This is a genomic window from Streptomyces sp. NPDC091272, assembly GCF_044757485.1.
Classification (GTDB): domain Bacteria; phylum Actinomycetota; class Actinomycetes; order Streptomycetales; family Streptomycetaceae; genus Streptomyces.
This window is the reverse complement of the sequence record NZ_JBIVVC010000001.1, coordinates 81,199-93,400: the sequence shown is the minus strand read 5'-3', so window position 1 is coordinate 93,400 and position 12,202 is coordinate 81,199. Positions and strand designations below refer to the sequence as shown.

At 72.5% G+C, this 12,202-nt stretch carries 8 protein-coding genes; 2 read left to right on the top strand and 6 right to left on the bottom strand.

Features of this window, described 5'->3' with window-relative positions:
* Window positions 1-6: 6 nt before the first annotated feature.
* The 5 genes from ACIQM4_RS00350 to ACIQM4_RS00330 all read right to left on the bottom strand — a co-directional run bounded on the left by ACIQM4_RS00350 (window position 7) and on the right by ACIQM4_RS00330 (window position 8,051).
* Window positions 7-894 carry a FadR/GntR family transcriptional regulator gene (locus ACIQM4_RS00350; RefSeq protein WP_401583868.1) on the bottom strand — a complete coding sequence of 296 codons (888 nt, stop codon included), beginning with the start codon at window positions 892-894 and terminating at the stop codon, window positions 7-9.
* A 160-nt stretch (window positions 895-1,054) separates the two neighbouring features.
* Window positions 1,055-3,076 carry an ATP-binding cassette domain-containing protein gene (locus tag ACIQM4_RS00345; RefSeq protein WP_401583866.1) on the bottom strand — a complete coding sequence of 674 codons (2,022 nt, stop codon included), beginning with the start codon at window positions 3,074-3,076 and terminating at the stop codon, window positions 1,055-1,057.
* A 235-nt stretch (window positions 3,077-3,311) separates the two neighbouring features.
* A complete protein-coding gene (locus tag ACIQM4_RS00340) occupies window positions 3,312-4,094 on the bottom strand; it encodes an NUDIX hydrolase (RefSeq protein ID WP_401583863.1) in 783 nt (260 codons plus the stop codon).
* Between the two features lie 73 nt (window positions 4,095-4,167).
* Window positions 4,168-6,210: a glycogen debranching N-terminal domain-containing protein gene (locus ACIQM4_RS00335; protein ID WP_401583860.1), complete on the bottom strand. Its 2,043-nt coding sequence runs from the start codon at window positions 6,208-6,210 to the stop codon at window positions 4,168-4,170.
* Window positions 6,211-6,518: 308 nt separating this feature from the next.
* A complete protein-coding gene (locus ACIQM4_RS00330) occupies window positions 6,519-8,051 on the bottom strand; it encodes a DUF4192 domain-containing protein (protein ID WP_401583857.1) in 1,533 nt (510 codons plus the stop codon).
* 111 nt (window positions 8,052-8,162) lie between these two features.
* Here ACIQM4_RS00330 and ACIQM4_RS00325 point away from each other — a divergent pair, with 111 nt between their 5' ends.
* Together ACIQM4_RS00325 and ACIQM4_RS00320 are read left to right on the top strand one after the other, a co-directional pair.
* Complete coding sequence (locus tag ACIQM4_RS00325; RefSeq protein ID WP_401583855.1) at window positions 8,163-10,424, top strand: RecQ family ATP-dependent DNA helicase; 2,262 nt, start codon at window positions 8,163-8,165, stop codon at window positions 10,422-10,424.
* Window positions 10,425-10,638: 214 nt separating this feature from the next.
* Window positions 10,639-11,268 carry a hypothetical protein gene (locus tag ACIQM4_RS00320; protein ID WP_401583852.1) on the top strand — a complete coding sequence of 210 codons (630 nt, stop codon included), beginning with the start codon at window positions 10,639-10,641 and terminating at the stop codon, window positions 11,266-11,268.
* Between the two features lie 178 nt (window positions 11,269-11,446).
* On the opposite strand, the gene ACIQM4_RS00315 is transcribed toward ACIQM4_RS00320, so the two are convergent.
* Window positions 11,447-12,184, bottom strand: a complete 738-nt coding sequence (locus tag ACIQM4_RS00315) for a hypothetical protein (RefSeq protein ID WP_401583849.1) — start codon at window positions 12,182-12,184, stop codon at window positions 11,447-11,449.
* Between the last annotated feature and the right edge of the window lie 18 nt (window positions 12,185-12,202).

Here is a 12,202-nt window from a genome sequence, read left to right as displayed (position 1 = left end):
GCACCGTCAGTGCTCACGGGGTGCGGGAACGACACGCTCCACTTCCGGGTGCACTGTGAGGAGTTGCCGCATCGCCGACTCGGCCCCCTGGCCGTCGCCGGCCGCAAGGGCGTCCGCGATGCGCGCGTGGTGGGAGAGGGATACGTCGGTGGGACGGTCACAGCCGAAGATCGGGCCGCCGGACACCTGGAGGGCGGCGGAGACGATGCCGGAAAGGTGCTCAAGCATCCGGTTTCCCGCGAGCTGGATCAGCAGGGAGTGGAACTCGGCATCGGCCCTGGAGAAGGTGAGGGAATCGCCCTGGGCAAGGGCGTGACCCATGATCTCCACCATGTCGCAGAGGCGTCGTTGTACGTCCTCGCGGCCGTGCCCGGCGGCGAGGCGGGCCGCGAGCGGCTCGATCGTCCAACGCAGCTCGACGAGTTCACGCCGCTGGTCGTCCCGCTGGGGTCCGAAGGCGCGCCACTCGATGATGTCCTGGTCGAGCAGGTTCCAGTCGCTGACCGGTCGGACGCGGGTACCCACGTTGGGACGGGCGCTGACCAGGCCCTTGGCCTCAAGCACGCGCAGCGACTCACGGACAACCGTGCGCGAGACCTCGAAACGCTGGCCGATCTCCTCCGGCACGAGCGGGCGGTCGGCCCCGAGGTCGCCCGAGACGATCATCTGGCCAAGCTGCTGGACGAGTTGGCCGTGCAGCCCGCGGCCGCGGTTCCCGGCCGCTCGGCGGCCGACCCGGCCCAGGTCTGATTCCGGACTGTCCCAGCCGAGGGGGCCGACACGGTCGGCCCCGGGGGTGTCCCCGTAGGGGTAACGGTCGAGTTCGCCAGGCCCGGCGAGACCTGAGTCGACGGGGCGGGCGGCGGTCATCATGGTGTGCGCAAGGGTACTCACGGATGAGTTGTCGGCGGGACTCCGCTGCCCCTTGAGGTCTTTGGTGAAAAGCACACGAAAGGGTGATCACCGCCCTCCCTGCAATTGACGCCTTATCGGAAAGAATTGGGCTTTCCAAGGGGAGTTGTGGGCGATTCGAAGTCTCTCCGACCCAATGTGCTCACCAACGGGCCTTACGGCGAAGCCCGGTGAACAGATACGCACACAGGAGCGCAGGGAGCGACAACGTCATGGCCACCCCGACGGGTTGGGCGACGAGGTGCATCGCAGCGAGCAGCCACTGATCCAGCTCGCCGGGAAGCCGGAGCCACACCAGTTCCCGCAGCCTGCTCGGGAGTCCGGCCATCGAACGGACTGCCGGGCTGGTGAGAAGGTGCTGCACCGCGGGCGCGACGGCGACAGGTACGGCCAGAACCGCGGCGACCCCGGCCGCCGTGACCCGGAAGGCCCCGGCGCCGAGCAGCCCGGCCCAGGCGCATCCGACGCACAGCGCGGCCCAACGCGCCGCCGCGCCGAGCAGCCCGGCGGGAAGCGGTGTCAACTCCGCCCCGTACAGCAGGCGAAGGAACAGGAAGTCGGTGCAGACCGTGAGGCCCGCGAGGGCGAGTGCGGTACCCGCAGACACGGTCAGTTTGGCCACCAGCAACCCAAGTTGCCGGGGTGAGGTGCCGCGGGACGCGGCGAGAGCCGGGTAGCGGTACTCGTCACCGAAGGCGAGCGCACCGAGCAGCCCTGCCCCGAAGGCCGCCGGCGGCAGCGGCAGGAGACCGGGCCAGGCCACGAGGGCCGTCGTCAGAGATGCGGCTCCGTTGTGGGTGAGCAGTGCGCAGAGAGCCGCGGACATGCCCAGGACCGCGGTGAGGACCAGCAGGGCGCTCCGGGTCCCGAAGGCGCGTCGCAGTTCGTACCGGAGAGGGCGGAGAGGGCTACGGGCGGGACGCGGCAGCGGATCATCGGCCGCGGGCCCCGGCGCGGGGACCGGCAGCCGGGTGGACACGGGGCTCTGCCCCGGCCCCACCGCGAGACCGGGCACCGGTACCGGGATTGGCCCGGGGTGCGGCTCCGGGGCGGTCGCGGAGGCAGATGCCGGCTCGGGTGCGGGGCTCGGCCGTGGAGTGTTCTCGGGTGCGGGGCTCGGCCGTGGAGTGGTCGCGGGTGCGGTACTGGGCGCCGGGGAGGTCGCCGAGGCGGGTACCGGCTCGGGGCTCGGCGGCGGGGTCGGCGTGGGGACTGTTGGGGAGTGCGGGCGGGGCTCGGTGGACGGTACGGGGGACGGATTCGCCGGCCGCCCGATCCGTGCGGCAGGCGGCCCCATGTCGCCGATCTCGTCGGCCAGTTGGTGCAGGAGCACGCCGTGCCGGAAAGCGGTGTCGCCGATCTCCGCGCAGCTGCTTCCGTAGACGGAGAGATGGTTTCCGCCTTCCGGCACCACCTCCACGGAATGCCGGTTCGCCCTCGCCTCCTTGTTGAGGAGCGCGCCGAGGCGCAGCGCCTGGGGGGTGCGAACGGTGACGCGCGGACGCAGCCGGGTGCGTGCGAAGTCCACCGCCGCCTGGTCGGCGACGAGTCGGCCCTCCACGAGGGTAACGACACGGTCGGCGGTGCGGGCGGCTTCCTTGGGGTCACCCGTGGTGCACAGAACGGTGCCGCCATGTGCGGCGTGGGCGCGCAACAGTCCGTACAGCCAGCTGTTGTCGCGGGGCGAGAGACCGGCGGCGGGCTCGTCGAGGATCAGCGTGTGCGGGTCCGCCAGGAGGGCGGAGGCGAGCCCGAGCCTGCGGTCCATACCGAGGGAGAGGTTCCCGAGACGCTGATTGCCCAGGCCGGTGAGGCCGACGATTTCGAGCAGCTCGTCGGCGCGCGTGGCGGGTACCCCGGCGGCGGCGCACAGCATCCGGAGCTGCCCCCTGGCGGTGCGTGCCGGGTGGCCGGGGACGTCGCCGAGGAGGGCGCCCACCTCTCGGGCGGGGTGGGCGATGCGGTGCAGTGGGCGGCCTCTGAAGTACGTGGCGCCACGGCCCTGTTCGAGGGCGAGCATCAGGCGGAGCGCCGTGGTCCGGCCGGAGCCCGGGGCGCCGAGAAGGGCGGTGACCTCGCCCGGCATGGCCTCGAAGGACAGGTCGTCCACGGCGGGCCGACGGGCCCGGCGTGCCGTGCTGGTGAGTCCGATGGCCTGGAGCATCGCTTCCCTCGCGTCTCTTGCGTCTCCCGCGTGTGCCGCAGCTCCCGCGGGCGGTGGGGGGTGAGGCGGAAGAGGCCGGTATCGAAGCAAGATAACGCGACATTTTGGACTTTTTGCGCAGCGCGAGAAGGTGCGGGTGTCAGAACGGCCGTCGCACGGCCCACGCGCGGGGCATGAGGGGGGCCGGACGAAGCGAGCGCGCCGCACGGAACGGTGCCGCGGAAGGGGGTGTCCCTCAGACCTCGGGACGCAGCATGGGGGGATTGAGCACGGTCGCCCCTCCCGCCCTGAACAACTGTGCGGGCCGACCCCCCTGACGGGTCGTCGTACCGCCGGAGGGGACGAGGAACCCCGGGGTCCCCGTCACCTTGCGATGGAAGTTGCGGGGATCGAGAACGACGCCCCACACCGCCTCGTACACCCGCCGGAGCTCCCCGACGGTGAACTCCGGCGGGCAGAAGGCGGTGGCGAGCGAGGAGTACTCGATTTTCGAGCGGGCCCTCTCGACGCCGTCCGCGAGGATCTGTCCGTGGTCGAACGCGAGCGGGGCCGCCTGGTCCTCGTCCCTGGCGAACGAGTCCGCGTGGCCGAGCAACGACTCCACCGGGGCCCAGCGTGCGCTGTTCGCGTCGCCGCCCGCGCGGGGGGCGGGCAGGTCGGGTGCGAGCGCCAGATGAGCGACGCTCACCACCCGCATCCGGGGGTCGCGTCCCGGATCGCCGTAGGTGGCGAGCTGCTCCAGGTGGGCACCGTTGCCGGGGGCCGCGGCGAGGGGTTCGTGCCCGGTGGGTGCGGACAGGGCGCTCAGTCCGGTCTCTTCGGCGAGTTCGCGGGCCGCGGCCGTCGCAAGGTCCTCATCGGCCCGGACGAAACCGCCCGGCAGTGCCCACCGCCCCTGGAACGGCTGCTCCCCACGGCGTACGACCAGGGCGCAGAGCGCGTGCCGACGCACGGTGAGCACGGCCAGATCCACGGTGACGGCGAACGGCGGAAAGGCCGACGGATCGTAGGGCGACATGCCGTGATCATAGTCGTCTTCCTGACGATAAACAGTCCCCACGAGCCTCTCCCCCGCTGCCGCGTCCCGTGCCTCACCCACCTAGCTGAAGGCTGTCCGCCGCCTCCTCCACCATGCCGAGGCCGAGTCGGCCGACGCGCGCGGCGAAGGCCTCACCCGCGACCCGCAGCCCGGAGAGCCGCAGCGCACCAAGGGGTGCGCTGCTGACCGGGACCAGTCGGACGGTGCCGGCGGGAGCGTCTGGCCGGATGCCTACGAGAGTGCAGAGCAGATGAATTCCGGCGGCGGCCGAGACCGCTGCCGGGCGGCACGCGGCAGGGTGCGGCAGCGGGGTGCTGTCGGCGGTGCGCTGCTCCCCCGCGAACATCTCCGGCAACCGGTAGTCGAAGGCAGCCGCCGCGTCCAGCAGTCCGCGCAGGAGCGAGCCGGCCTCCTTCTCGTATCCGGCGGCAGCGAGTCCGGAGACCGCGACGGCCGTCTCGTGCACCCGCACCGCGCCACTGCGATGGCCGAACGGGTTGTGCGCCACCTCCCTGGCTCCAAGGCCTCGAAGCCCCCACCCCGAATCCATGGCAGGGCCGCCGAGCAGGCGGACCAGCTGTTCTGTCTGCACCTTGTCCAGCAGACCTGGCGCCAGCTGCCCGGCTCCCAGCAGTCCCGTGTCCAGCAGATGCACGCTCGTACCGTCGAGGTGGGGCACGTGCCGTCCGTCACCGGTACGGGCGGCCGACGGCCGGCCGCCCGCGCGGTCGTCGAGCCAGAACTCCTCGCGGAAGGCCCTGCGCAGGTCGGCCGCCCACTGTCGCCAGCCTTCGGCTCCGGGGCGTCCGCAGGACTCCAGCAGGTCCGCACCCAGCAGAGCGGCCCGGTGCGCATGGGCCTGGGTCTCGGCCCGCCGCAGTCCGCCGGAGCCGGGGTCGACCACGTAAACGCCGCCACCAGCCGCGCTGCGCAGCCAGTCCAGGCAGCCCTCGGCAGCAGGCAGCAACTCCGCCAGGTCCTGCTCGGGCAAACCCCAGCGTCGGGCCTCCGCAAGCACCACCGGGAAGGCCAGGGTGGCCTCCACCCCTGTGCAGCCGGCAGGCAGATGCGGTCCCGCGTCGCGGAACGGGCCGGGGATGCGACCGCTGCGGGCCTCCTGGGTACGGGCCAGCGTACGCAGCGTGTTCGCCGCCAGCCGGGTCCCGAGCGGCAGCGCCATCCGGACCGCCCAGAGCGCCTCGGCGGGGGCCAGGCCGCAGCGCCACGGGACGCCTGCCGCCGGATAGATGTCCGAGGGGTGGGCGGGATCTCGCATCAGCAGGGAGCGCAGGTCGTCGACGCTCGTGCGGAGCAGTTCCCCCACCCTGGGGTCGTCGCCCTCGGCACTCACCTCAGGCAGAGGGCAACCACCCGTCCTGCCCGCCGAGCGCACGACGCGCTCGGTCCTGACCCGCAGTTCGATGGTGCGGGAGCCGCCGGGCGGCAGCTCCATCTCCCAACGCAGCAAGCCTGCCGAGGCGAGGGCGTCATCGGGCGGAGGGTCGGCGCTCACCTGCGCGTGCGTGCCTCCGGTGGTCCAGCGCAGTCCGGAACCGTGAACACTGGCGGGCAGTTCGGGACCCGGGCGGCCCGCACCGATCGCGCCCAGGTCCGCCAGATCCGTGCCCAGGGTGATCTCCACCGAAATCCGCAGCGGCCGGGGCGCGGAGTTGCACAAGGTGATGCGCTCGGTGCCGTCCGCGGTCCTGATCCGCTCCACCGCGACGCCGGGGTCGGGACCGATGTCGCCAGGCGTTCGGACCACGGCCATGAACCGCGCGCGGTCGGCCGCCGCCAACCTGCCCTGCACCGGCACGGGTTCACGGCCCGCCACGCGCAGCACACAGCGGGACAGCAGCCTGCGGCCGGCCTGGTAGAAACCTTCCAGACCACGCCCGGTCAACTGGCCGTGCTCGGCGGAGACGGCCAACGAGGGCAGGTCCGCGCAGACGATCATCGTGTGCACCGCGGGCAGGTCGGCCAAGCCCCCCGGTCCCGGAGCGCCTCCCCTGGTGGAGGCGGAGGCGGGTGAGGACCGACGGGACTGCGCGGGCAGGCCGCGCACTGCGGAGGACGGCGGGACGGTGAGGGCCATACGGTGCCTTCTCTGTACTCCGGAGGACGATGGCGGTTGTGGCGACGCCGTGTGTGCGGTGCCGCCACTCAGGTGAACGGCGGCACGGGCAACGGGGTCACGGCCGGGGGGCCTGGCGAAAGCGGCGAGCTCGGCGACGCCGCCGAGACCGGTGGGCGGACGCGCCACACGCGCCCGACGAGGTGCATCCGCCCCTCGCACATCACGCGCCCATTGCGGCGCGTCTACCTCACGCGCATCACGCGCCCGTCGAGGCGCTTTCAGGCTCGCCCGTCGCATGGAGCACTCCCGTCGTACGCCCGGAACGTTCATCGTCCGCTCCTTGTCCCCCGTCGGGGCCGTCGCGGCGTCTCGCGGCGGCGTGTGCCGCCCTGCTCCCCCGACGGCCCTGGCCACGGGCCGGTCACGCCGGCGGGACGGACGCGGTCCCTCCCCTCTCGCGACCCGTTTCGTGTCGCCGGCCCGCCGCTGCCCCCGGGCCCGTTCCCGTCAGCGGACCGGAGTCCGCTTCCGCGCCCGCTTCCGGGGGCCTGCCGCTCCCGCGCTGCCGACCGAGCGCGGGTTGTTGATCGCGCATCCACCCCGGACCGCGGGCGGGCCGACGGGCGGCCTCGCCCTTTACGCAGGCCGGGCCGGGCGCTCGCGGCACGCTTCCGCACGGAGCGGTCCCCGCGCAGACACACACGCAACTGCTCGGGGTCGAGGCCCTCGTTGCACGCCTGGTGGAGCAACTGCGCGAAGGTGTAGTGCTCGTCGGCCTGGAGCGCGAGTCCCAGAGCGACCCGGGCCCCCGGTTCGTCGCCGGTGGACCAGGCGACCCAGCCCGCGAGGCTGAGCGGGGGCGCCGCATAGGTGACGTACGCCCCGACGCACCGCCGGGCAAGGACACGCCAGAGCCGTAGCGCGTGGACGGCTTCCGGGCCCTCCATCCACTCCGCGGCGTGGTCCCTGGTGTCCCGGTCCTGGATCCCCACGATGAGAACGGCGGCCTCCTCGTCACTGACGAGATCGTCGTCGAAGCTGTCGGCCTCCGCCCAGGACCCCTTCGCCGGAGGTGCCTGGGCCAGCCGCCGGATGAGCACCCGCGCAAGATCGAGGGCCTCCTTCTCCACCTGCGCACGACCGGTGTCGCTCAGAATTCTCGGCACCACGGCGTTGCTCGCGCTGTCCAGGGCACGCACCCGGGCCCGGCGGGTGGCCGCATCCTGTGCCCCGGGAGAGAGCCGTTCCTCCATCTCGCGCAGGCTGCCCCGGACTTGGATGCCGGCGTACGCGGCGGCTGCGGCCATCACCGACGTACCGGGAAGGGCGAGGCCTGTCCCCTCGGGCGGGCAGCAGCGTCCGTCGGGACAGCAATAGGACCAGAAGCGCCCGCCCGAGAGGCACAGCGCTTCGAGCACCGGCACGTCGAGGGCGCCGCATGCCGTCCGCAACCGCTGGGCGAAGGTGCGCAGCCGCTCCATCACCTGCCTGCCGGTCTGCCCGGCCGCGGGATCCTGGCAGAGGAAGACGAGAACGCCGTCCGGACGGGCGCCCCGCCGTTCACTGTTGGCCATCAGGCATTCGGCGAGGTGGGTGGCGACCGGCGCCCACTCCCGCGGCGACTGGGGAATGCCGACCCTGAGCCGGCCGCCGAACCTGCCGTTGCGGCCGTGCAGTGCCACCAGCACCACGGAGTCGGTGGGGTGGAAACCGAGCAGGTAAGGCAGGCAGTCGGCGAGTTGAGCGGGGCCACGGAGTGTGACCTGCTGCTCGTCCGCCTGTGCGGTGGTGTGGGAACTGTCGTCGTTGGACACGTCGGTGGTGTCGTGGGGCCCATGGGCGTCACTGTTCGTGCTCATGCCGCTACGTTCCACTGTTCCGAGTCTGGTGCGCCACCCCTGTGGATAAAGTTATCCACAGGCGGGACGGTGGGTTCGCCCGATGTCGGTGCCATCGGGTTGCATGGGGGCATGACCCACCCAGACGCCTCAGATCCAGCAAACGCCGCAGAGTCCGCCGACGTCCCGCTGCCCGCGGACGCTCCGATCCCTTCGACCCCCGCGACCGCACCCGACCGCGCGGAGCTCCGGGCCGAGGCGGACGCTGTGCTCGCTCGCCTCGTCGCGGACCCCGACGGCACGGCCCGGTTGCGCGAGGATCAGTGGCGAGCCATCGAGGCGCTTGTCGCGGACGGGCGCAGGGCGCTGGTCGTCCAGCGGACCGGCTGGGGCAAGTCCGCCGTCTACTTCGTGGCGACCTCCCTGCTGAGAGCCCGGGGCAGCGGCCCGACCGTGATCGTCTCCCCGCTGCTCGCGCTCATGCGCAACCAGGTGGAGGCCGCCGCACGGGCCGGCATCCGGGCGCGCAGCATCAACTCCTCCAACCAGGAGGAGTGGGACACCGTCCAGGCCGAGGTGGCGGCGGGCGAGGTCGACGTCCTGCTCGTCTCCCCCGAGCGCCTCAACAACCCGGATTTCCGCGACAACGTCCTGCCCAAGCTGTCCGCCGCCACCGGACTCCTGGTGGTCGACGAGGCACACTGCATCTCCGACTGGGGGCACGACTTCCGCCCCGACTACCGGCGGTTGCGCACCATGCTGGCCGAACTGCCGTCGGGCGTCCCGGTACTGGCCACCACCGCCACCGCCAACTCCCGGGTGACCGCCGACGTGGCCGAGCAGTTGGGCACGGGAGCGGGCACCGACGCCCTGGTCCTGCGCGGCCCGCTGGACCGGGAAAGCCTCAGTCTGAACGTGCTGCAGCTCCCCGACGCGGCAAGCAGACTGGGCTGGCTGGCCGACCACCTCCACGAGCTGCCGGGCTCGGGAATCATCTACACGCTGACCGTGGCCGCCGCCGAGGAGGTCACCGCGTACCTGCGCCAGTGCGGGCACACGGTCGCCTCGTACACGGGCCGCACGGAGAACGCGGACCGCGTGCAGGCCGAGGACGACCTGCTGGCCAACCGGGTGAAGGCGCTGGTCGCGACGTCCGCGCTGGGCATGGGATTCGACAAGAGCGACCTCGGATTCGTGGTGCACCTGGGCTCGCCGTCGTCCCCGATCGCCTACTACCAGCAGGTGGGCCGCGCGGGCCGCGGTGTGGAGCACGCCGAGGTGCTGTTGCTGCCAGGCAAGGAGGACGAGGCGATCTGGAAGTACTTCGCCTCCGTCTCCTTCCCGCCGGAGCAGCTCGTAAGGCGCACGCTCGACACCCTGGCGCAGGCGTCAAAGCCGCTTTCGCTGCCCGCGCTGGAGCCGATGGTGGATCTGCGGCGCACCCGGCTCGAAGCGATGCTCAAGGTCCTCGACGTGGACGGCGCGGTGCACCGCACCAAGGGTGGTTGGACGTCCACGGGACAGCCGTGGGTGTACGACGCCGAGCGGTACGAATGGGTCGCCCGGCAGCGCCAGGCGGAGCAGCAGGCCATGCGGGAGTACGCGGCGACGGACGGTTGCCGCATGGAGTTCCTCCGGCGTCAGCTGGACGACGAGCTCGCTGCCCCCTGCGGGCGCTGTGACAACTGCGCGGGCGCCAGGTTCGACGGCAAGGTGTCGGCGGCCGCTCTCGACGCGGCCCGCGGCGAACTCGGGCGCCCGGGGGTGGAGGTGGAGCCGCGCAAGATGTGGCCGACGGGACTGCCGGCCGTGGGGGTCGACCTCAAGGGGCGTATCCCGCAGGGCGAAATCGCCTTTGCCGGGCGGGGGCTCGGCCGGCTCTCCGACATCGGGTGGGGCAACCGGCTCCGCCCGATGCTGGCCGACCAGGCCCCGGACGGGCCGGTTCCGGATGATGTGGTCCAGGCGGTGGTGACCGTGCTGGCGGACTGGGCGAAAGGGCCCGGCGGATGGGCCTCCGGGTCGCCGGACGCACCCCCGCGGCCGGTGGGCGTCGTCTCGGTCCCGTCGCACCGCAGGCCCGGACTCGTAGGGTCGTTGGCGACGCGCATCGCGGAGGTGGGCCGGATGCCGTTCCTCGGTTCGCTGGAGTACACCCCGGAGTCCGCCGGGTCCTCGCTGCCGAAGGCCAACAGCGCTCAGCGGGTCCGTTCGCTGCACCAGGCACTGACCGTACCGGCGGAACTCGCGCAGGCACTCACCCAGGCAGGCGGCCCGGTGCTGCTGGTGGACGACCTGTCCGACACAGGCTGGACCCTCGCCGTGTCCGCGCGGATGCTGCGGCGGGCCGGCGCGGAGGGGGTGTTTCCGCTGGTCCTCGCCGTGCAGGGGTAGAGGAGGCGTCGAGGGTGGTCGGACTGGGCAGAGATATCTGTGCCATACCCACAGAATCCGGCCGGCCGCCCAAATTGTTCGTTGCCCCCGGTGCCCACGCCAGGAAGAATTGAAAGCGCTCCCCGCACGGTTTCGAGGTGACCCTGAAGGCTGTGCCGCGGTGCGCCCACCCGACCTTGCCCGCAGCTGTGGGCGCGTATGCGAAGGGAGGACCGTGACCTTCGGATTCGCGCCGGCACCTGGTTCGCTGAGCCCGTCGTCCGCCGATGCCACCAGCCGCCAGGGCCGCACCCTGGAACCGGCCGAATGGGCCTCGGCCGGAATTCCCCTGCTGCGCAACCCCCGTGAGGTGGTCAGCGGCCTGCACGCCCGTCATCTGCCCGCCCCCGCGACCGCGGTGGTGGCGGTGCTGGACACCGAGGAGCGGCTGATCGCCAGTGCCTCGTTCTCCCGCCGGTCGGCGCCCGCGGACGGTTGGGAGCTGCGTAACGCACTCCTCGCCCACCTGCGCCGGATCATCCCGCACGACCTGCGTCGGCGTACCCCCGTGCGTACGGCCGTGCTGCTCTACTGCCGCGACGGTGACGAGCGGTGGACGGAGGAGGACGGCGCCTGGATGTGGGGACTGCGCGACGCCTGCACCCTGCACGGGCTGCGCTGCGGGGCGTACATCACCCTGACCGGCGGCGGCTGGCAGGTGCTGGGGGAGGGCCGCGGCGGCCGTCGGCCCTTTGTGGGCTCGCCGCCTTCCGGCCTCGCGGGCCCGCAGGCCGAAACTGAGGGAACGCCGCAGCGCAGTGGCGGCGGATCGGCGGACGCCCTGCGCCGAGCGGCGGCCCGCTGATCCGGCAGCCGAGCTGCCGGATCCACGGAATCCGTCGTGACACAAGCGTCGCAAGTGACACAAGTGGGCGCCAGGTGACGCAAGTGGCGCAGGTGCTGCGAGTCGCATGGGTGACGCGACTGACTCGCTCAATGCAAGTAGCGCCGGTGCCGAGGCTGACGCAGCGGCGTAAGTGCCGTCAGACGCCCGCGCCGAGGCCGGAGTTGACGCGTTCCGGGTCGCCGCAGACGATCATCAGCACTCCAGCGCGGTCCCGTGCGGCGGGCAGCGTCCGGGCCAGCACGTCGGCCGGTCCGGTGTCGTTGACGGCGACGATGACCACGGGGCGCGTCACCGCACGCTCCAGGGTGCTCACGTCCGCGTAGAACACATCGTCCCCGGCGTCGTGCTGCGCCCAGTACGACGCTTCGCCGAACGTCAACTCATGGGCTGCCCACGGGTGTTGTTCGCCAGTAGTGAGCACCAGTACCTCGCCCGGCGCACGGCCGGAGTCGAGGAGCAGGTCCACGGCTTCGCCGGCGGCATCGAGCGCGCCGTTGGCGGGAGCCGGGATCAGCTGGATCTGGGCCTGCGACGAGTCCGCAGCCGGCGCCGCGGCGGGCACGGGGACCGGAGTCGCGGCGGGCACCGGGGCCGAAGGCGCGGCAGCAGCCGTGGCAGCCGCAGCCGAGGCAGCGACCCGAGCGGCGGCAGGCTTCGCGGAACGATTCTCCGCAACGGAGGCCTGGGACCGGTTGCCCGGCGGCTGCGTCCGCTGGATGGGAGGGGCAGGGCGGGCGGGACCGGGGCGCGGCACCGCCGCGGGACGCGGACCGGGTACGGGGCGAGGGGTCGGCGCGGTGCGGCCGGCAGCCGGGGTGGCGCGGGGACCCTGGGCGCTCTCGTGAATCTGAGACTCCTGGTGGATGAGAGGCATGAGTGGGATGTCTATCAA